This is a genomic window from Hyphomonas sp. (genome assembly GCF_036964145.1).
Lineage (GTDB): Bacteria > Pseudomonadota > Alphaproteobacteria > Caulobacterales > Hyphomonadaceae > Hyphomonas.
Genome location: NZ_JBALUC010000001.1, coordinates 601863 through 620805, shown reverse-complemented (window position 1 = coordinate 620805; position 18943 = coordinate 601863). Strand labels below are relative to the sequence as shown.

General features: G+C 62.3%; 19 protein-coding genes and 1 other RNA gene. 8 read left to right on the top strand and 12 right to left on the bottom strand.

What is annotated here, in order from left to right; translation table 11 throughout:
* Window positions 1-18 precede the first annotated feature (18 nt).
* Both carA and V7660_RS03050 read left to right on the top strand, forming a co-directional pair.
* Entirely contained in the window at window positions 19-1200 is a 1182-nt protein-coding gene (gene carA, locus V7660_RS03055) for a glutamine-hydrolyzing carbamoyl-phosphate synthase small subunit (RefSeq protein ID WP_442910010.1), read from the top strand.
* A gap of 34 nt (window positions 1201-1234) precedes the next feature.
* Window positions 1235-1897, top strand: a complete 663-nt coding sequence (locus V7660_RS03050; protein WP_335601652.1) for a 2OG-Fe(II) oxygenase — start codon at window positions 1235-1237, stop codon at window positions 1895-1897.
* 18 nt (window positions 1898-1915) lie between these two features.
* Here V7660_RS03050 and V7660_RS03045 read toward each other — a convergent pair whose 3' ends face one another.
* From V7660_RS03045 to V7660_RS03020, 6 genes are all read right to left on the bottom strand, one after another.
* Window positions 1916-2500 (bottom strand): TetR/AcrR family transcriptional regulator, encoded by a 585-nt coding sequence (locus tag V7660_RS03045; protein ID WP_335601651.1) that lies wholly within the window; start codon window positions 2498-2500, stop codon window positions 1916-1918.
* A gap of 404 nt (window positions 2501-2904) precedes the next feature.
* The gene (locus V7660_RS03040) at window positions 2905-5637 is read right to left on the bottom strand and encodes a glycoside hydrolase family 3 C-terminal domain-containing protein (RefSeq protein WP_335601650.1); all 2733 of its coding nucleotides are present in this window, start codon (window positions 5635-5637) and stop codon (window positions 2905-2907) included.
* Between the two features lie 136 nt (window positions 5638-5773).
* On the bottom strand, window positions 5774-6211 hold the full coding sequence (locus tag V7660_RS03035) for an EVE domain-containing protein (RefSeq protein ID WP_335601649.1): 438 nt from the start codon (window positions 6209-6211) through the stop codon (window positions 5774-5776).
* Window positions 6208-7071, bottom strand: coding sequence for a heme-dependent oxidative N-demethylase family protein (locus V7660_RS03030; RefSeq protein WP_335601648.1), 864 nt, complete (start codon window positions 7069-7071; stop codon window positions 6208-6210). The genes V7660_RS03035 and V7660_RS03030 overlap by 4 nt, the downstream gene beginning before the upstream one ends.
* Window positions 7072-7080: 9 nt before the next feature.
* Window positions 7081-7707, bottom strand: coding sequence for a class I SAM-dependent methyltransferase (locus V7660_RS03025; protein WP_335601647.1), 627 nt, complete (start codon window positions 7705-7707; stop codon window positions 7081-7083).
* The gene (locus tag V7660_RS03020) at window positions 7704-8423 is read right to left on the bottom strand and encodes a hypothetical protein (RefSeq protein WP_335601646.1); all 720 of its coding nucleotides are present in this window, start codon (window positions 8421-8423) and stop codon (window positions 7704-7706) included. The genes V7660_RS03025 and V7660_RS03020 overlap by 4 nt, the downstream gene beginning before the upstream one ends.
* Window positions 8424-8650: 227 nt before the next feature.
* On the opposite strand from V7660_RS03020, the gene V7660_RS03015 reads away from it, so the two are divergent.
* Window positions 8651-9553 carry a DMT family transporter gene (locus tag V7660_RS03015; protein ID WP_335601645.1) on the top strand — a complete coding sequence of 301 codons (903 nt, stop codon included), beginning with the start codon at window positions 8651-8653 and terminating at the stop codon, window positions 9551-9553.
* Window positions 9553-10302, top strand: coding sequence for a peptidoglycan recognition protein family protein (locus V7660_RS03010; RefSeq protein ID WP_335601644.1), 750 nt, complete (start codon window positions 9553-9555; stop codon window positions 10300-10302). Before V7660_RS03015 ends, V7660_RS03010 begins: the two co-directional genes overlap by 1 nt.
* Here V7660_RS03010 and V7660_RS03005 read toward each other — a convergent pair.
* Complete coding sequence (locus V7660_RS03005; RefSeq protein WP_335601643.1) at window positions 10290-11225, bottom strand: YhjD/YihY/BrkB family envelope integrity protein; 936 nt, start codon at window positions 11223-11225, stop codon at window positions 10290-10292. The genes V7660_RS03010 and V7660_RS03005 overlap by 13 nt on opposite strands.
* Window positions 11226-11394: 169 nt before the next feature.
* Between V7660_RS03005 and V7660_RS03000 the strand changes: the two genes are divergently transcribed.
* Window positions 11395-11934: a low molecular weight protein tyrosine phosphatase family protein gene (locus V7660_RS03000; protein ID WP_335601642.1), complete on the top strand. Its 540-nt coding sequence runs from the start codon at window positions 11395-11397 to the stop codon at window positions 11932-11934.
* Between the two features lie 13 nt (window positions 11935-11947).
* On the opposite strand, the gene V7660_RS02995 is transcribed toward V7660_RS03000, so the two are convergent.
* Genes V7660_RS02995 through V7660_RS02985 form a run of 3 tightly spaced genes read right to left on the bottom strand, consistent with a single transcriptional unit; the run spans window position 11948 to window position 15248 of the window.
* Window positions 11948-12430, bottom strand: a complete 483-nt coding sequence (locus tag V7660_RS02995; protein WP_335601641.1) for a hypothetical protein — start codon at window positions 12428-12430, stop codon at window positions 11948-11950.
* A 55-nt stretch (window positions 12431-12485) separates the two neighbouring features.
* Window positions 12486-13664, bottom strand: coding sequence for an acyl-CoA dehydrogenase family protein (locus V7660_RS02990; RefSeq protein ID WP_335601640.1), 1179 nt, complete (start codon window positions 13662-13664; stop codon window positions 12486-12488).
* 57 nt (window positions 13665-13721) lie between these two features.
* Window positions 13722-15248 carry an amidohydrolase family protein gene (locus V7660_RS02985; RefSeq protein WP_335601639.1) on the bottom strand — a complete coding sequence of 509 codons (1527 nt, stop codon included), beginning with the start codon at window positions 15246-15248 and terminating at the stop codon, window positions 13722-13724.
* An 82-nt stretch (window positions 15249-15330) separates the two neighbouring features.
* Between V7660_RS02985 and V7660_RS02980 the strand changes: the two genes are divergently transcribed.
* Together V7660_RS02980 and rnpB are read left to right on the top strand one after the other, a co-directional pair.
* Window positions 15331-15957, top strand: coding sequence for a TetR/AcrR family transcriptional regulator (locus tag V7660_RS02980; protein ID WP_335601638.1), 627 nt, complete (start codon window positions 15331-15333; stop codon window positions 15955-15957).
* Window positions 15958-16019: 62 nt separating this feature from the next.
* Window positions 16020-16392: RNase P RNA component class A (rnpB, locus tag V7660_RS02975), an RNA gene on the top strand.
* Between the two features lie 105 nt (window positions 16393-16497).
* Here rnpB and V7660_RS02970 read toward each other — a convergent pair.
* A complete protein-coding gene (locus V7660_RS02970) occupies window positions 16498-17544 on the bottom strand; it encodes a DUF4380 domain-containing protein (RefSeq protein WP_335601637.1) in 1047 nt (348 codons plus the stop codon).
* A 182-nt stretch (window positions 17545-17726) separates the two neighbouring features.
* Between V7660_RS02970 and V7660_RS02965 the strand changes: the two genes are divergently transcribed.
* Window positions 17727-18119, top strand: a complete 393-nt coding sequence (locus V7660_RS02965) for a hypothetical protein (protein WP_335601636.1) — start codon at window positions 17727-17729, stop codon at window positions 18117-18119.
* A gap of 133 nt (window positions 18120-18252) precedes the next feature.
* On the opposite strand, the gene V7660_RS02960 is transcribed toward V7660_RS02965, so the two are convergent.
* Window positions 18253-18915, bottom strand: coding sequence for a DUF2959 domain-containing protein (locus V7660_RS02960; RefSeq protein WP_335601635.1), 663 nt, complete (start codon window positions 18913-18915; stop codon window positions 18253-18255).
* Window positions 18916-18943: the final 28 nt, after the last annotated feature.

Below are 18943 nucleotides of genomic sequence, written 5' to 3'. Positions count from 1 at the left end.
CCGGAAGGCAAGCCAAATATGTCCGAACACAGCAAAAAGCAAGCCAGCTCAACTGCGACGGGAGCTATTGCCTTGGCAGACGGCACTATTTTCCTGGGGAAAGGCGCCGGCGCCGAGGGGGTTCATGTCGGGGAATTGTGTTTCAATACAGCGATTACCGGCTATCAGGAGATCCTGACCGACCCCTCCTATTCATCCCAGATCGTGCTGTTTACCTTTCCGCATGTCGGAAATGTGGGTGCAAACCCGGATGATCACGAGGAATCTTCGGTGCCGGGCGCAAATGGCGCCTGTGGCACGATTTTCCGCGAGCCGATCACGGCGGCTTCGAACTGGCGCTCCGGCGAGGAATTCGGCAACTGGCTGACCCGCCGCAACATTGTTGCCCTGTCGGGCGTCGACACCCGCGCCATCACACGGATCGTGCGTGATAAAGGCATGCAGAAGGCTGCCATCTGCCACAAGCCGGATGGCAATATCGACTTGGACGCGCTGATCGAGACCGCCCGCGCCTGGAACGGTCTGGAAACGGCCGACCTCGCGGCAGATGTCGATACGGAGGCCCCCTTCGAGAACGCCCAGCGCCTCTGGCAAATTTCCGGCGGCTATAGCGACATGGTTGATACCAAGCATCATGTCGTGGTGGTCGATTTCGGTGTAAAAAAGAACATCCTGCGTAATCTGGCCCAAGCGGGCATCCGCGCCAGCATCGTCAATGGCGATGCCTCGGCAGACGAGATTTTCGCCCTCAATCCCGATGGCGTGGTCTTTTCCAATGGTCCGGGCGACCCGGCGGCGACGATTGCCCGCTCCGGCGACATGATCCGCGCGGTCATCGACAAGGGCCTGCCGATCCTCGGCATCTGCCTCGGCCACCAGCTGCTCGCCCTCGCACTCGGCGCCAAGACGATGAAGATGAGCCAGGGCCATCATGGCGCCAACCATCCGGTGAAAGACCTCGTCACCGGCAAGGTCGAGATCGTGTCCATGAATCATGGCTTCACCGTCGACCCGGCAACGCTGCCGGAGGACGTGGAAGAGAGCCATCGCTCCCTGTTTGACGGCACCAATTCCGGTCTCGCCGTGAAGGACCGCCCGATCATCTCCGTGCAGCACCATCCCGAGGCCAGTCCCGGCCCGCAGGACAGTTTCTACCTGTTCCAGCGCTTCGCGGACCTGATGGCGGACCACAAGGCCTGATCCGGGCCTGCGCGCCCTTACAATCGACCCAGGCATGATCGCCCCCCTCCCCCTGACGGGTGACAACCGTCTCGGCTGCGTGGCCGGAGATCTGACCAGCAAGGGCTGGTCGTGGCAGCCTAGCCTGTTGCCGGAGGCCCTGCTGACCGCGCTGCGCAACGAGATTCAGGCGCTGGACGCTGACGCCGTCCTCGCCCCGGCCGGCATTGGCCGGGATGACGGCTTCCAGGTCGACCGCTCCATCCGCAAGACCCGCATTACTTGGCTGAGCGGTGCCAGCCCTGCCCAAATCGCCTTCGCGGACTGGGCCGAAGGCTGGCGGGAATCCCTCAATCGCGCGCTCCTGCTGGGCTTGTTCGAATTCGAGGCATGTTATGCGGTCTATCCCGAAGGCGGCTTCTATGACCGCCATCTCGACAGTTTTGAGGGGGCCCGCAACCGTATCGTCTCCATTGTGGTCTATCTGAATGAAGACTGGGGCCCGGAAGATGGCGGGGCGCTGGTGGTCTGGCCAGAAGGCGCTGCCGCAAGCGATGCCCCCGTCGCCAGCATCGTGCCTGAAGGCGGCGGCGTGGTATTCATGCTGTCGGAAACCATTCCGCACGAAGTCCAGCCGACCGCCTGCCTCCGCTTTGCCATTGCGGGCTGGTGGCGGGTCAATCCCGCAATTGACGGACATGCCATCCCGATTGACTGATTGGCACGCGGGGGCGGATCAGGACAATTTCCGCAACAGACGCTCAATTGTCTTGTAGATGGTATCGACCGACACGCCGGGAACTTTCCGGCTCAGCGCCACGCCGGCCCCATTGAGCGCGCCCTGCATGATGACAGCGGCTGAGGCGGCATTTTCCGGGGCGATGTGCCCTTTCTGGACGAGATATTCTACGCCGACACGCACACTTCTCTGGCTGAGGGCAAAATCGGCTTCATACCAGTCGATCCCCAGTGCTGCCCGTCCGTCAATCAGGACAATTCTCTGATAATCGGGCCGCGTGGCCCATTCCAGATATTGCCGCGCCCCGGCCAGCATGGCTGCGTACGGATCGTCCAGGGACCGGCCCTCCAGCGCCGCCTGCTGGGTATCCCGGTTCATTTCGCTTTGAAGTTCTTGCCAGACCTCATGATAGAGGGCCTGCTTGTTTTCGAAATGGTGGAACAGGGCGCCCTTGGTGATGCCGGCATCTTCCACAATGCTGGAAAGGCTTGCCTCAAAGCCTTCATGGGTAAAGCGCTGCCGTGCCGCGTGAAGGATCGCGGCTCGGGTTTCGCTTGCCTTTTTTGCTCGACGATTGGCCATGCTAGCTTTTCGGTTGTCGATCTAACATACCAGTGGTATGTAAAAACACCAATGTGGATATTCGGGAACGCTTCGTTCCTGAAAAGGTACCACCAACTAGATACCAGGCTGGGTGGCATTCCATTACCGCATTGCCAAAGTGGGACGCGAGACGGTTACGGAGACGGGCAGACTGCCAGCCACCGTAACCGTCTTTCCATTTGCGGGCGCAGGTGATTACTTTCCGCACTCAGAACTCCCAGCTACTCCAAACGGCCCCCAAGCCAAATCTGTAGTAATCATTACAGAACAGCGCATTTCCTGCAAGTCATTCTCAAGAAAACCTCGTTCAAATTCCATGTAAATAAAATGGGCCTGCTCGAAGGCAGGCCCAGCTTAACTATGTAATGCGTTGCGAAATATGATTATTCGCTTGAAACGAAGCGGACATTACTTTCCTCAATCGAATCTTCGTCAACATAACCCGGCTGACCACTGCCCAGGGTCAACACGGCTTCGCTGTCCTCAGGCGTCATGAAGTTACCGTCCGTATCATAATAGCCGATCCGCTCCGGAGAGAGATCAAAACGAATCGTTTGACGCTCGCCGGGGGCCAGCTCGACCACTTCAAACGCCACCAGTTCGATCCGCGGCACGGCGGCATGCGCCCGGTCTTTGTGCTGGATATAGGCCTGCACCACTTCCCGGCCCGGCATGTCGCCCGTATTCGTCACCGTCACGCTGATCGGCAGAGGCTTGGCGGCGTCATGCGCCTCCGGCACTGACAGGCCGCTATAGGCGAAGCTCGTATAGGAGAGGCCGTGGCCGAACGGATAGAGCGGTTCGCCCTCATAGTATTTGTAGGTCCGGTTCGCCATGGAATAGTCGCCAAAGTCCGGCAAATCATCGACTGACTTGTAGAACGTGACCGGCAGGCGGCCCGACGGGCTGAATTCGCCCCAGAGCAGGTCTGCGATGGCCTTGCCTGCCTGTTCGCCGGGATAGAAGGCCTGCACGATGGCCGGCAAATTCTCATTCTCCCAGTTCAGCCCCATGGCCGAGCCGGAGAAGTTCACCATCACGACGGGCTTGCCCGTGGCCTGCAGCGCTTTCAGCAGCGTCTCCTGACTTTCCGGCAGATTGATGTGTGTACGATCGCCGCCCAGGAAGCCGTCGAGTTCAACGCCCATTTCCTCGCCTTCGAGATTGGCATCAATGCCGCCGAAGAAGAGGATCACATCTGCATCTTCTGCCGCCGTCATGGCTTCGGCCTTCAGGTCGCGGGATACGTCGGTCCAGTTGAGATAGGCGTACTTGTCCAGCTGGTCGCGCGGCCAGCCGCTGTCGAATTTCAGCACCATATGGACCGAATAGGCCTCACCCGCCTGCATCTCGATGCCGTCCATCTCGCCAACGGGCTCGCCATTGATCTCGACCTCGCTCCAGCGCGAGGGCTGGAAGCGGTAGACGCCATCGGTCTCCGGGACGATCACACCATCCCAGGTCGCACTGAATTCGTCATTCAGGCCGTCCGTGCTCGGCGTGCGGTCCCAGTAAAAGTCGATCTTCTCTTCGACCTGTTCCAGCGTCGGCTCGCCTTCGAGTGTCTTGTTCGGATAGTAAGCGGCCTTCACGCCCGGCACGAGAGTGCCGTCGGCACCCTCATGAAACAGAGCGGCCGCCGGAATTGGCTTGTAATTGGAGTAATTGTCGCCTGCGATGGTCGAGCCGACCGCATAGGTGACATTCTCCGCGCCGATCTTGGCCTTCACGCCTTCCAGCGCCGTGACGGGCTGGGTCGGGCGGCCATAATAGTTTGCCACCAGCGTCCACCAATTGTCGGCATTCGGACCGATCATGGCGACCTTGGTCTCCGGTGCCAGCGGCAGGATGCCGTCATTCTTCAACAGGACCAGCGACTGCCGCGCGGCCTGTTCGGACAGGGCGATGTGGTCGTCATTCGCCACGATGTCGATTGGCGTATCGGCCCACGGCACCAGGGAAGGATCATCATACATGCCGAGGCGGAACAGCGCGGTGTAGAGCCGCTCCACCGCCTGGTCGATGGTGGCTTCGTCGATCAGGCCCTGCGCCACGGCGTCCGGCAGGGCATCCATCTTGTTGCCCTCGCCATCGCCGCAATTGAGGTCCGTACCCATCTTCACAGACAGGGCCGCGGCTTCGGCGCGCGTATCGACATAATCATGCGCCGCATAAGGCGCTTCGCCTGCGGCCTTTTTCTCTTCATCGTAGTAGAAATCGCCAATCGCGCCGCAATCGGAGACGACATATCCGTCGAATTTCAATTCATCCCGCAGCAGATCCACCATCAGGCGCTCGCTGCCACAGGCTGGCGCGCCCCAGACGGCGTTATAGGCACACATGACGGAGCCGACATCGGTTTCGTCGAACGCCATCTTGAAGGCCGGCAGATAGGTCTCCCAGAGATCGGCATCGGTGGCGTGATAGTCGTCGCGGTGGCGCGACGGCTCGGGACCGGAATGAACCGCGTAGTGTTTCACCGTCGCGATGGCCTTGAGGTATTTGTCGTCATCGCCCTGGATGCCGTTGACGAAATTCACCGCCATGCGGCCCGTCAGGAACGGGTCCTCGCCATAAGTTTCCTGCCCCCTGCCCCAGCGCGGATCGCGGAAGATGTTGATGTTCGGCGACCAGAAGGTCAGCCCGCCATACATGGCATAGACGTCTTCGGAGGCGTAATAATGATGCTTGGCGCGGCCCTCGTCGGAAATCGTCGTGGCGATCTCCAGCATCAGGTCCTCATCCCAGGTCGAGGCAAGGCCGATGGCCTGCGGGAAAACCGTCGCATGGCCGGCGCGGGCCACCCCGTGCAGGGCCTCGTTCCACCAATTGTATTCGTGCATGCCAAGGCGCGGAATGCCGGCGGCCTTGTCATACATTTGCGCGGCTTTCTCTTCCAGCGTCATGCGGCTGACGAGATCTTTCGCGCGCGCTTCGGGGCTCAGGGACGCGTCCAGATAGGGCGGAGTCTGCGGCGCGGCATTGGCCGTGGCCTCCGCCAGCTCAGCCGGCGCCTCTTCCGCCTGCAAACTCGCGCAGCCAGCCAGCAGCGCAACCGACGCAGCAGCTCCCAATAGGTTGAATTTGTTCAGAATTCCATGCTGACGCATAGCCATGTCGCTCTCCCTGTGACGTTTCTCAGGGGCCGCGATCATGCGCAGTCGCCCCCTATTGAGGCGCATTGTTGCACGCTAACATTTTTTGCGCCAGACGCTTTTTAGGCTTTTTTGAGCCCGGCAATCTGACCCGGAATCAGACCGGCTTCAGCGTCTTCGGATCGAGCCCGCCCATGCGGCAGACTTCCTTCCATTCATTTGGCTTGACCGGCTGGACGGACAGGCGGAACGAGGTGACAAGGCTCATCTCTTCCAGTTTCGGATTGGCCTTCACATCCTTCAGCTTCACCGGCTTGGGCATGTCCGCCAGCGCGCGCAGGTAGACGCAATCCCAGCGTTCATCATCGGTCGTGGAATCCGGCGCGCTCTCGGCAGAGACCTCCACAACACCAACGACCTCCAGCCCCTTGTTGGAGTGATAAAAGAAGGCGCGGTCACCGATCTTCATGTCGCGCATGAAATTGCGGGCCTGGTAGTTGCGGATGCCGGACCATTCCTCGCCTTCATCGCCCTTGGCCTTCTGCTCGTCCCAGCTCCAGGCGTCGGGTTCGGATTTGAACAGCCAGTATTTCATTTATCCTGCCTCGTATTTGTGCTGCCTTCGGAAGTAACGGGATTCCGGCGCGCGTCCAGTGCAGCGCCCACCAGCCGGTCATAAGCGGCCCAGCCCTTGTAGCGGTGCATCGCCGGATCAACGCCCTGCCACGCGGCCGCAAAGGCCTCCACATGACGCGGCGTGGAGAGCCCCGCGGACAAGGGATCAATCACGATACGGATGGTAAAGAGCAGCGCGCCAGTCTGCGGCAATTTCCGGATCGTCTGGCGCTCGACACGCAGGTGCAGCTGGTCCAGCGCGTCCGCCTCTTGCATCGCATGCGCGCGTGCTTTCAGGGGTGCAGAGCTGGGCGTGAACCGCTCATCCCCTGGCTGGACCGACCAATTGCAGCGTTCCAGCACGAGCCCGGGCCTAAGCCCATCAAAGATGCGGGAGATACGCGCCGCAAGGCCAGGGTCCCCACCCGGTACAGGCGCGTGAAGTCCGCCAAGCGGCTTGCCAAACTTCTCGGCGAGGCTCCAATAGGTTGGCGTGCAGAGGCTTGCAGCCTTCAGTCTCCACAGCCCCTCAGCGTCGCGCACCATGATGCAGAGATCATCCGAAACCATCGCGGAAGCCGCTTCCAGCGGGGTGGACCATTCGCCAACTGCCGGACCAGTTGCTGCCAATACAATCGTCGCCGCCTCGGTCATTTCGGCGTCTGCTTCGTGGGCTGCAAAGACGTCTGAGCGACGCGATCGCATCAGCTCGCGCTTGGGGGCCAGCCATGCCGCGGCCTCTGTGTCCGGCAGCAACCACGCCTCCGGCGCAATCGGCTTCAGCCCTGGCGCGATGCCGGGCGGACCGTCAAGGAATGGCAGGTAGGGCGGCGTCCGCATCGCCGCGTGTCAGACCGGAACCGCGCTACCCCAGCTGACAAAGCCAGCCACTTTGGGCGTTGACGGCAAATACATCGTCTCTGCCTCATCCAGCCGGAAGCCGGCCGAGGCAAACATCGCTTCGGTATCGCGCGTCAAATGGCAGCCACCCGCCAGGGGTTTCCAGATCGGTTCGATCCGGCGCTGCCATTGGGCGACACCTTCATCCGGCGCCAGCCCATGCTCGGAGAACAGGATCTTTCCGCCGGGCTTCAGCACACGGCGCACTTCCTTCAGCGAGGATTCCCAATCGGGAATGGTGCAGAGCACGAAAGTAATCACGGCGGTGTCGATGGAATCATCTTCCAGCGGAATGGATTCCGCACCGGTCTGCAGGAAATCGATATGATGGCCGATACCAAGGCGCCCTGCCTCGCGGCGGGCCTTGCCCACCATCACCTCTGAGGGCTCCAGCGCATAGAGATGGTCCACCTTGTTGCCATCATAGATGGCGAAATTCGTGCCCGAGCCGGCGCCAATCTCCAGCACCTGCCCTTCCGCTTGCGGAACGACTTTCTCGCGCTGTTTCATGATCGGCTTGGTGCTGCAGGCGCACGACACCAGATGCGGTACGACGTAGCGGTCCCACGGATTCACTGTCCCGGCTCCTCGGTCATGCTGTATCCCGGATAGCGCTGTTTCTGGATCAGAGTCTTGGTCGCCTCGGTTGGCCGGGCGATCAGCGCATCCTGCGTGATGTTCACGACATATTCGAACCGGTCACCCATGGGCTGGTAGGAAGCCGACCCATATTGCGCATCAATCCCGAACCGGCCCCCCTGCTCCTGGGCCAGCCGGTGCACGTCGAGGCCCGGATTGGTCGCCAGCGCGATGCCATTCGTCGTCGCCTCGGTCACCGCATCCGGCGTGAACCGGCGGGACAGACGGCCTTCGATGAAATCGAGCCGGTAGATCGAGTCATAGCCCAGCATGTTGGCCACAGGTTTGAACTTGATGACCTGGGCGCCGATCTCGAATTCATTGCCGCGCAACACGGGCTGGGCGCCATTGGCTTCGACCAGCTTGCGACCATCGGAAAAGGTCAGATCCAGCGTGTAGGCGTTCTCTTCGCCCTCAACCGCTTCGAATTTTACATTCGCGGCGTAGCGTTCCTTGGTCAGGCGCTTGTAGGTCTGCAAATTGAGACCGGCAAAGGCCACGACGCCTGCGAGGGCGAGGAACCCGGCGCCAAAGGTTAGCCGCACCGCGCCGGAACCGGCTTTCAGTCGCGCAAGTTTCCCGAAGCCTGCAAACAGCAGCATCAGGCCGATCACAGCCGCAATTGCTGGCAAAATCCACCAGATCAGTCCCATACAACCACACCTCCTGATAACAGGTCCGGATCGGCCCCGCCTTCCACCTGCTAATGACTATAACAGCTTCTTAACGATTGTTTAGCGCATCCCGCAGCACTCGGTTCCCTCGCAGGCCGCATCTGACCCCAAGCTGAATAAGGCGATTTCCCCTGCGATTGGCTGCGTGGCAAGAGAAAGTTCAAAGCCCCTGCCCAGCCCGGATAAATCCTGCTAACGGCGAAGATATGTCCTTTCGCGATTTCGTCCTTCTGTTCGCCGTGTGCCTTGTCTGGGGCCTCAATATTGTCATCACCCGCTGGGTGGTTGCGGATTTGGGCGTGCCGCCGATCTTCTTCGCCGGCATCCGCTTTGCCGGGGTCGCCTTGCTGCTGCTCGCATTCCTGAGGCCGAAGCCCGAAGACCTGAAAATGCTGTTCCTGATCGCCATGTTCATTGGCGCGGTGCACTTTTCTCTCCTCTTCATGGGCTTGCAGAACGCAGAAGCGTCCGCAGCCTCCATCACAGGCCAGCTCGGCGCGCCCTTCTCGACGCTGATGAGCATGGCGTTCCTTGGCGAAACCATTGGCTGGCGGCGCGGTCTCGGCATCATGCTGTCCTTTGCCGGCGTCGTGCTGATCGCATTCGACCCGGCGAGCTTCACCATCTCCATCGGCCTCATCTACATCACGATCGCCGCCTTTGTCGGCTCGGTGGGCGGCATCCTGATGAAGCGTATGGCGCCGATCAAGGCGCTGCGCCTGCAGGCCTGGGTTGGCCTGTTCAGCTTCGCGCCCCTCCTGATCACGTCCAGCCTGGTCGAGACGGGTCAGCTGGAGGCGCTGGCAAACGGCGGATGGAAGCTGGGTGTGGCCTGGTTGTTTGCCGTGGTCGGCGTGTCGATCTTCGGTCATGGCGGCTTCTATACGCTGATCAAGAAATACGACATTTCCCTACTTTCGCCGCTCACCTTGATGACCCCGGTCTGGGGCGTGGTCTTCGGCATCGCCCTGCTGAATGAACCCATCACCGCACGCCTGATACTCGGCTCGGTGATCTCCCTGTCCGGCGTTTTCGTCATCGCCGTGCGTCAGAACCGGACGCTGCCGGACGCGGCCATCGTCAAGAAGATCGGGTCAGGAGGCAGCTGATGGACATCACCCGCGCCGAAAGCCCGAACTTCAATGAGCGCAAGCACACGCTCGACATGCTGGTGCTGCACTATACCGGCATGGCAACCGGCGAAGAGGCATTGGAGCGCATGTGCGATCCCGTCGCCGAAGTCTCCGCCCATTACATGGTCTGGGAAGATGGCCGCATCACGCAGCTGGTCGATGAGGACAAACGCGCCTGGCATGCGGGCGTCTCCAGCTGGCAGAGCCAGCAGGACCTCAACTCCCGCTCCATCGGCATCGAGATCGTCAATGGCGGGCATGACTACCCCCTGCCTGATGGCAGCCTGCCGCCCTATCCGCGCCCTCAGATCCATGCCCTGCTGGACCTGATCCACGACATTCTCTCCCGCCATGAGATTCCGGCCACACGTATTCTCGGCCATTCCGACATCGCGCCCCTGCGCAAGCAGGACCCCGGAGAGCATTTCCCGTGGGAACGGCTCGCCCGCGCCGGCATCGGCCACTGGCCGCAGATCGAGGGTACGACACAGGAGATCATCGGCAAGGGGCTGGAACGCGGTGCCTCCGGCTCCAGCGTCTGGCGGATGCAGACCATGCTGTCAGAGATCGGCTACGGTTTTGACGTCACCGACATCTATGGCGAGACCTGCGAGAAAGTGGTCACCGCGTTCCAGCGCCGCTGGCTGACGGACCTCGTCACCGGACAGGCGGGCCTCGACACGCTGCGCCGCATCGGCGTCATTCACGCGCTCTACACGGCCTGAGTGACTTCGGCGTCCAGTTCTTCTTCGTCAGCTTCTTCAATCACTTCCTCGCGCTGCATCCGCGCGGCCCATTCGACCGCCAGCGCCGCGCCGAAGAGAAGCGCCGAGACCGAGACTGACAACCAGATGAAACCGAGGATGACCGAAGCCAGCGCGCCGTAGAATGTGTCGAGCGCGCTGAATTTCAGGTAGAGGTGATAGCCCCAGGTCGCGACCAGCCAGGCCAGCGCCCCGGCCGCCGCGCCCATCGCTTTCGCCCGGTGCCCCTTGACGCGGCCATGCAGGGAAAGCGCGATGATCAGGTAGAACACCGCGAAACACGCAATCCCTTTCCCGAGCCAGAGGGTCGAGGCAATGTCGGAAATCGTCTGCGCTACATCATAGGCAACATAGCCTTCGCGCTCGGTAATCAGCGACAAGATCATCTGCAACGCGCCGAGAATCCAGACTGACAGGATCAGCAGCGCCGTCATCAGGATCGAGACGCCCTGGAAGCGGATGATCCGCGTGCGCCGCTCGCTGCCGGCCACCATGCGGATGCCGGTGATCGCGGCCTTGGCACCGGAACTCGCCGTGTAGAAGACCACCAGCACCGCCAGCAATGCCCGGAAGGTCACGCCCTGCGGCGTCGATTCATGGATCACATCCAGATCCGCCTTGCTGAGCGGCGCCACAGCCGAGACCAGAACCTGGTCCACTGTATCACCCAACTGGCGGCTGAGATCAGCCGGCAGCAGCGCGAACAACAGGGTCAGCGTCAGATAGATGATCGGGAAGATCGAAAACAGCGCATAGAAACTGATGCCCCCGGTCACGATCCTCACTTCCGGCTTGGACAGGCGCACGATGGCGCACCAGAGCGGCGAGATCACCCAATGGCGCACCGGCTGGGGGACGGGCAGCTTCTTGATCCAACTCAGCATGCGGTCTCCATTGCACCTTATCTATATGGGGCAATTCGCGCGCCCAACCCAATATTTCCTTTTGGCATTCGCCCGGAATACTTGCCGCCACCCCCCAATCCGGGGTATATGCGCCTCACTCCTCGTATTGCCGCGGCTGCTGACCCGCAGAATATGAGGACCAAGCATCATGACACACCCACAGGATCGTGGGGCGCGTCGGCGTATCGATCGCCTGCGCCCGGACTCCCACCTTTCCCGCAGCCAGCGGATCGACCGCTATGGCGTTGAGAAGCAATGGAAACACCTTTATGGGCGGAGCGTGAAACTTCGCCGCGCACAACAGCTCGGCAAGCTGTGGCCCCGCCGCGAATGGGAGAAGCTGATGGCCGAGGCCGACCCGGTAAAGGTGCTGTTCGTCTGCTCGAAGAACCAGTGGCGCAGCCCCACCGGCGAGGCGATCTTTGCTGAAATCGACGGCGTCGCCACGCGCTCTGCCGGCACCGCCCGCAGCGCACGGCGGCAGGTCTCGCTGGAAGACATTCGCTGGGCCGACCTGATCCTCGTCATGGAGGACAAGCATGCCGCGCGCCTGAAAGCCGATTTCCGTCAGGACCTCCGCTTCAAGCGCCTGCACGTGCTGGGCATCCCGGACGACTACCAATTCATGGCAGACGATCTGGTCACCCGGCTCCGCACGGCGGCAGAGCCCCTGATCTTCGGGGCGTAAGGTCACCCGAGTATTACGGACCGCAGGTCCAGACGCCGTCATAGGTCTGTGGGCCGCCTTCGGGCCGCTGCACGTTCAGTGTGGCGGCCTGAACAACGCTCTCGCTCATCTCTCCCGCGACCTCCTCGCCGGGCGTGATCGTAACGGTGACGTTCTCGCCGGAAAACACGCCGCCGGTCTTCTCAAGGGCGCCGAAGCCCCCCTCTCCCCGACCGGCCAGTTTGCGTCCCATGCCATCCAGCGTAATGGCAGCGCTGGCCTGGGCCATGTCGCCAACATTTGCGGCCGCCATCAACAATACCGTGTTGTCATGGTCCCATTTGAAACTGCAGCGCAATTCCCCCTCCAGCTGGTTCACACTGTCCGCCGTCACCGCCTCCAACCGGATATCCGGTTCATCGGCGGCAGGGTCCGGCGCTGCTTGCGGCGGGTCCGCGGGCGAACAGGCGGTGGCGAGGGCGAGCGACAGGGCGAAGGCGGCAGCAGGTTTCATCATCCCGACGAAACGCCCCGCGTCCGACCCGGTTCCCCGGCCCGATTGCCTGATCGGCTCAGACCATGCCCGCATCCGTCGGCAGGTCGAGCAGGAGCCGTCCGGTCAACTCCCATGTCGCCGGCGCCGTCACGATATGCTGCGTCATCGCATGCGCATCGCGAAAGCGACGCTGCAGGTCAGAGGACTCAAACAGGGCCGCCCCGCCGCCAAGATCATACAGGGTACGGCAGATATCCGCCCCGGTCCGCGTCATGTGCGTACAGGCCATGCGCAGCGCCGCGCGCCGCTCCACCGGGATGCCCTCGCCCGGCTTCACGCGGTTCGCAATGGCCCAGGTCTCGTCCAGTTCGGCCAGGAGATAGGCCCCCGCCGCGCGCCAGCTCGCTTCGGCTTCGGCAAAATTCGCCTGAATGGTCTGACGTTCCGCGAGCGTCTTCTTGCTGCCCTGGCTTCTCTTGGCCGAGGCCAGTTCCTTGAACGCGTCAAGGCTTGCCCGCGCATTGCCCATCGCCACGGCCGAGACGCCAAGCGACAACAGGCCAAAGGCCGGGAAGGTGTAGAGCGGCCCGGCCTCGCGGGGAACATCCGTGATAAGAGAAACCGAGCGCGCGCGCGGCACAAGAATGTTCTCGACCGAAATGTCGCCGCTGCCCGTGCCCTTCAGGCCCATGACGTGCCATGTGTCGTGAAGGGTCGCCTCGCTGGCCGGGAAGACCATCATGCGCTGGTCTGGCGCGCCGGAGGGCAGGCGCTTCAGCTCGCCATTCTCGAACACCATGCAGCCGCCCGCCAGCCAGCTGCAATTAGCTGAGCCTGAGCCCCATTGCCAGCGCCCGGTGACGCGATAGCCATCGCCCTCCACCTCAGCCCGGCCCATCGGTGCGAACACGCCGCCCGTGATCGTCAGGGGCGCGCTGTATATCTCCGCCGCCACCTCCGGCGCCATATAGGCCGCATTCATCGACGTGGTGCAGGCAATCATCGAACACCAGCCTGCGCTGGCATTGGCTTCCGCCACCTGCGCGACGCCCTCGACGAATTCCCGTGCCGTGAGTTCCAGCCCGCCATAGGCCTTGGGCGTCATCATGCGGAACGCGCCCGCCGCTGCCATCTTCCCGGCAAGGTCCGCCGGCAGCCGCCGCGCGTCTTCCATCTCTGCCGCCCGGTCGGCCAGTTCCGGTGCCAGCGCGTCCAGCGCCGCCTGCAAGGTCTCGTACGTCGTGATCTCAGTCATGGCTCACGCTACCCCAGCCCGCCTTCGCTTGCCCAGTCCTGACGTGGCGCGATGGCCTCATTCAGCGACCGGGATCGGCACGGTTCGGCTATTGTCGTTCGCCGTCCTAACCGAGTCCAGCAGCGCATCGAGGTCTTGCCGGTCCAGAGCGCGGCCCCCGACAATCACCATTTCGATGGACTCCGTCGCGCCAATATCTTTCAGCGGATTGTCTCGCAGCAGGACAAGGTTGGCCTTGCGGCCCTCGGCAATCTCTCCCGTGCCGGACGCCATGAATTTGGCGGGAAGTGTTGTGGCGGAAGCGAGGATTTCCGCAGGGCTCATGCCAGCCGCCTGCAGGGCCTCCATTTCTTCATGCAGGGAGAAGCCCGGCACCCGGACGGGCACATTGGCATCCGTCCCGGCCAGGATCGGCACTCCGCGCGCAAGGAATGCCTCGAACAGGATATGCTGCGCCTCGGCATAGGCTTGCCAATAGAGGCGGCTCCGCGCCTGCCGCTCGGCATCCAGCCCCTCCGGCCAGCGATAGATGTTGACCTGTGGCAGCCAGCCCATGCCGCGCGACGTGATGATGGTGCCTTCGGAAATGCCGGGATTCTCGTAGGTCAGTTTCGCCGCGGTCAATTCCGTGTTCAGGTCAAATTTCTGCCGATGGAAACTGTCGACCAGTTCCAGCGTGGACGTCACCGAGATGTCGTGCGCGATCATGCGATCCGCAACGCCGTCGCTCCGTTCCCGGACAAAGGCCAGGAAGTCTTCCGCCGTATCAGCGCTGTAGCCGCCAAACTCCCGGTCGAGCGCTTTGACGAATTCCTCGACATGCGCGACCTCGCTCTGGTTCGACGCCCACAGATCCTCCAGACCGATGGCCATCGGCAAATGCCCGACCAGCGGGATATTGTGCTCCGCTGCGGCGGCGCTGAGCGCGATATAGCCATCGCGGTCCAGATAACTGCTCGCCTTCAGAGCGTCATACCCTTCCGCCACATAATCCTTTACCGCAGCATCAACCTGATCCGCCGTCCGCACAATGGTCTTGTGTTGCACCCAGCCGACAAACGCGCCCTCCATCGGACCGAAGGTCGCAAATTGCGGCGCGACCGCAAAAATGTCCGGCCCGATCCGGCCCTCCTCGATCTCGTCCCTCCAGCGCAGATTGACCGGCAGGCTGTTCATGTCCCGCACCTGCGTCACGCCATTGGCGACATAGAGCAGAAGGTCGTTCTCGCTTTCCCAGAGATGGACATGCGAGTCCGTAAACCCCGGCACGAGATACATGCCGCGCCCATCAAGTGTTGGAATCTCTCCAGGACTTGTAGTCGTATTGCCAATCGCGCGTATCTGTCCGTCCCTGATCACCACGATCCGGTCCGGGAGAAAGCGATCCCCTTCCGGCGCAAGCACGCTCACATTGACCAGCGCATAGTCCCGCGTGCCAGCATCGGCCACCACAGGATTGGCCGGTTCGGTCAGCCCGCCATACATCCGCGTCAGTTCGCGGTCGATGAACAGGTAGGAGGAGACCGCGCCGATCATCATGACGGCCACGACGCCCAATCCAATCCGGACAATCCATTTTCTCATTTCGCCAGCCCCATCTAGTCACTGTCTACATGCTCTTTGCCCTCACATCTAGACGGTGTCAAGTTTTATGCTATCAAGACGCATGGCCTCTTCCGAAAAAGCTCCCCGCAAACCCTATCATCATGGCGATCTCGCCTCGGAATTGCTGCGGGCGGCCGAACTGGAACTGTCGGAAAACGGCATTGAAGCCTTCTCCTTGCGCGCCGTCGCCAAACGGGCGGGCGTCAGTCATGGCGCCCCGGCACATCATTTCACCGATGCCCGCGGCCTGCTCACGGCGCTCGCAACAACCGGCTTCGACCGGCTGGTTGCGGCGCAGGAGGCACGCCAGCAGATGGCGGCCGAGGATGCCTTGTCCCGCCAGGTCGCGGCCGGTCTTGGCTATATCGATTTCGCTTTGGCTAACCCGGCCCTGTTCCGCCTGATGTTTACCTCCGAGAAACCCGACCGGACGGCGGAACACCTCGCCAGGGCATCCTTTGCGGCCTTCAACAAGCTGGTGACCGGCGTTCAGGGCCTCGTCGGCGCCGACCCCCATGCCGACCGGGAGGCGATGAAAGACGTCATGGCGTCCTGGGCGATGGCCCACGGGCTGGCTGACCTCATGGTGTCAGGCCGGGCCGACCGCCCTCTGAATTTCAGCGAAATGCCGCAAGCCGAGATCGACCAGATCCTGACAGACCTGCTCGCCCGCTCGGTGCGGCGCTAGCCGGCAGCTACTCCCACGCCCCACTGGCTATTTCCGGATTCCACGCTTATATCCTCCCTAGACCAGACGGCCGGGCAGCCGCTGGTACGCGGGTAACTGCGTACTGGAGGAAAGTCCGGGCTCCAGGGAAACAGGGCGACGGCTAACGGCCGCCCGGCGTGAGCCGAGGGAAAGTGCCACAGAAAGCAAACCGCCTCCCCTTCGGGAGAGGTAAGGGTGAAAGGGTGGGGTAAGAGCCCACCGCAGGCCTGGCGACAGGACTGGCACGGTAAACCCCGCCCGGAGCAAGACCGAATAGGGGGCACATATGGGCTGTTTCACGCCCGTGCCCCGGGTGTGTCGCGTGAGGTGCCTGGCAACAGGCATCCCAGAGGAATGGCTGCCAGACCGTGGCAACACGGCGAACAGAACCCGGCTTACAGGCCGTCTGGTCTTTTCTTCCGGTGACGCTGCGCGTCATCATTCGATCGAGGATCGAATGAAGGAAGAAAAGGCCCGCAGCGCAAGCAAGGGCTTCGCCCCCCTAGAGCAGAGACCCGCTCAGTCCCCCGTCAGACAGAAATTCCCGCCCTGCATCCGGTCCCGGACAAAGTCCGACACCGCCCCGGCCTCCATCGCGCCCTCATAAGGCAGCGCCGCCCAGTATTGCTCGGCCTGCATCGCCTCGCCCGGCGCGAGCGTCTTGTAGGCCGCATGCGTTTCCATCTCGATCATGCTGGTGGCGGGATCCTCTGCCTTCTGAGTGAAATAGAGTTCCACCTGTCCCTGCTCCGGATGGATGGCATCTGCTGGCAACAGATCGAACATGATGACAAACACCTGGCCATCCCGGATCGCGGCCAGCCAGCCTTCGGACGGATCCATGAAGGCTTTGCCCTGGCGCCCTGCAACCCCTTTTTCGAGGGACGGATCGGCCAGCGCTATCCCGTCCGTCACCCGGATATCCGGCGCCTCAAGCACGGTCAGGTCCACCATGCCCAGCCGGATCGAGTCTTCGCCTGCCACCGGCACGGCAACCCAGGAATCCGACTCGACGCGCGTATTGAACCAGATGTCCCACGCCACCGCCTCGTCCCGCGTATTTACCGCCTCGGCGCTGACGCGCAGGCAGCCGGACGGCAGTATGTCGTAGCGCTGGGTCATGGCCAGCCCGGTATACGGGCTCGCTGCGCCCGACAGGGTCAGGCTGCCTGCCCCTGAATCTGCCTTCATGGCCTGCAGGGTGAGGTAGGGGTCCGGCGGCCACATCTCGCCTCGCATCTCGGGCAAGAGATCCTGATGCACCCACCACTCGCTTTGCGGCCCGGCCCAGAAGGAATGACCGTAATAGGCCGCCGCCGATAGATCGGTGTCGAGTGCGGGTGCGGGCTGGCTGGCCGCCAGCGCCGCGTCGAACTTGATGAGATCATCCTTGCCGACCAGGCCGAACCCAGCGACCCGTCCACCGAATGAGGAGGTGATGGTGGCGGCGACGCCCCTGGCTTCCAGCGTATGGAAGCTGGGCTCAGCCGCCTCTGGGAGCGCCTGCGTCGCACAGCCGGTCAGGGCCAGTGCGAGCACGCCCAATACGGTTTGCTTCATGGTCATGCCTGATGCGCCTCCCGAAGTGCAGGGACGGATGCCCTGCTGCCCGCCCGGTATAGCCGCGGCGCTGGCCGGTCACAATCTCAAGCGGCGTATCCCACAAGAAACCCGGCGCATCCTGCGGCCACGACAGATGCGGGAGAAAACTTATCCGACACCCCCAAAGGGGCGCGTATAATGAGGGCATGAATGACGCCTTCGCCACCTTGCGAAACCTGCCGCCGCATCTCCAACCCTACCGGGTCTGGATCTGGCTGCAGATCGTCATGCTGACCTTCTATGTCCGCCATGTCCGGCGGGATGCGCGGCAGATGCTGGTCCGCATCACGCCAACCGGCGAGGTCCATCTTGCCGCGATTGGCGATGTGCCGGGCGCAGCGGGCCATGACCCGCTCGCCTTCACGCCGTCGCGCGCATTTCAGATGGCCATGTCGGGAATCGCTCCGGCAGCGGCCGGCATCCGCTCGCCCCGGATGCACCCGAGGCCTGGAATTGAACTTGTTGTCCCCTCAATTCCAGATTCCGGCCGAGGCCGGAATGAGCAGACTTCGGTGAGCTTGCCCCTGCCAGAGACGTGAATAGAACTCGCGCCCCACAATTCGGTTCCCAAAAAAAGCGCCTTTTCCGGCGTCGCACGTGCAGCTTTCGTTGCAGGATGCACCCAGGGGGCCTTTCCGGCCCATCCGGTCAGGAAATGTGAAGCGAAACCGCCTAGACCGCGCCGGCCTGCATCTCCTGGATAAAGGCATCGGCTTCGGCGATGGAACGCTCCATCTCCTCGATCAGCGCGGCCACATCCGTTTCGATATTGCGCGTCTCGTCGCCCAGCGCCGCAATCGCGCGGGCATTCAGATTGTGCTTCAGGAACAGGACACGATCCTTGAACACGGCCAGAACCGGATCCATCGATGCGGCGGCCCGGTCCATCTTTTCGACCAGAACGGCATAGCGGTCGCGCGTCGCTTCCAGCTGCTCGGCCGAGGCCCGGCGCAGGCCTGGGTCGGAATATTCTTCCAGTTCCTTGCGCCACTCCACGAACAGGTCGCGGGAAACAGTCTTCATGTCCTTGATGCGCTCGCGCACATGATGGGCTTTTTCCTCGGAGCGTTCATAAGCGCGCGACAGGGAATCGTAAGATGCTTCCAGTTCCCCGCCATCGACCGCCACCACGGACCTGAAGGCCTCCAGCGCGCTGGTGAACTGCACCTTTGCATCGTCCTGCGCCTCAGCCGCATCATTGACGCGGGACACCAGCAGGTCGCGCTTCTGGTAGCCGAACTGCTCCATCGCGCCATAATAGGCCGTCGAGCAGGCTGACAATGTGGAGGTGGCGAGAGCTGCTGCAAGCATTGCAGCGCGGATGCGACTGGACATGATGGACACGAAACCCCTTCCCCGTGAA

What these genes read in the sequence shown, in the direction of transcription:
- V7660_RS02990 (WP_335601640.1), bottom strand. Translation starts at nt 13,664, where the DNA reads ATGACTGAGATCACGACGTACGAGACCTTGCAGGCGGCGCTGGACGCG.
- V7660_RS02970 (WP_335601637.1), bottom strand. Translation starts at nt 17,544, where the DNA reads ATGACCATGAAGCAAACCGTATTGGGCGTGCTCGCACTGGCCCTGACC.
- V7660_RS03030 (WP_335601648.1), bottom strand. Translation starts at nt 7,071, where the DNA reads ATGCGGACGCCGCCCTACCTGCCATTCCTTGACGGTCCGCCCGGCATC.
- V7660_RS03015 (WP_335601645.1), top strand. Translation starts at nt 8,651, where the DNA reads ATGTCCTTTCGCGATTTCGTCCTTCTGTTCGCCGTGTGCCTTGTCTGG.
- V7660_RS02995 (WP_335601641.1), bottom strand. Translation starts at nt 12,430, where the DNA reads ATGATGAAACCTGCTGCCGCCTTCGCCCTGTCGCTCGCCCTCGCCACC.
- V7660_RS03050 (WP_335601652.1), top strand. Translation starts at nt 1,235, where the DNA reads ATGATCGCCCCCCTCCCCCTGACGGGTGACAACCGTCTCGGCTGCGTG.
- V7660_RS03010 (WP_335601644.1), top strand. Translation starts at nt 9,553, where the DNA reads ATGGACATCACCCGCGCCGAAAGCCCGAACTTCAATGAGCGCAAGCAC.
- V7660_RS03045 (WP_335601651.1), bottom strand. Translation starts at nt 2,500, where the DNA reads ATGGCCAATCGTCGAGCAAAAAAGGCAAGCGAAACCCGAGCCGCGATC.
- V7660_RS02980 (WP_335601638.1), top strand. Translation starts at nt 15,331, where the DNA reads ATGGCCTCTTCCGAAAAAGCTCCCCGCAAACCCTATCATCATGGCGAT.
- V7660_RS03005 (WP_335601643.1), bottom strand. Translation starts at nt 11,225, where the DNA reads ATGCTGAGTTGGATCAAGAAGCTGCCCGTCCCCCAGCCGGTGCGCCAT.
- V7660_RS02985 (WP_335601639.1), bottom strand. Translation starts at nt 15,248, where the DNA reads ATGAGAAAATGGATTGTCCGGATTGGATTGGGCGTCGTGGCCGTCATG.
- V7660_RS03000 (WP_335601642.1), top strand. Translation starts at nt 11,395, where the DNA reads ATGACACACCCACAGGATCGTGGGGCGCGTCGGCGTATCGATCGCCTG.
- V7660_RS02965 (WP_335601636.1), top strand. Translation starts at nt 17,727, where the DNA reads ATGAATGACGCCTTCGCCACCTTGCGAAACCTGCCGCCGCATCTCCAA.
- V7660_RS03040 (WP_335601650.1), bottom strand. Translation starts at nt 5,637, where the DNA reads ATGGCTATGCGTCAGCATGGAATTCTGAACAAATTCAACCTATTGGGA.
- carA (WP_442910010.1), top strand. Translation starts at nt 19, where the DNA reads ATGTCCGAACACAGCAAAAAGCAAGCCAGCTCAACTGCGACGGGAGCT.
- V7660_RS02960 (WP_335601635.1), bottom strand. Translation starts at nt 18,915, where the DNA reads ATGTCCAGTCGCATCCGCGCTGCAATGCTTGCAGCAGCTCTCGCCACC.
- V7660_RS03020 (WP_335601646.1), bottom strand. Translation starts at nt 8,423, where the DNA reads ATGGGACTGATCTGGTGGATTTTGCCAGCAATTGCGGCTGTGATCGGC.
- V7660_RS03035 (WP_335601649.1), bottom strand. Translation starts at nt 6,211, where the DNA reads ATGAAATACTGGCTGTTCAAATCCGAACCCGACGCCTGGAGCTGGGAC.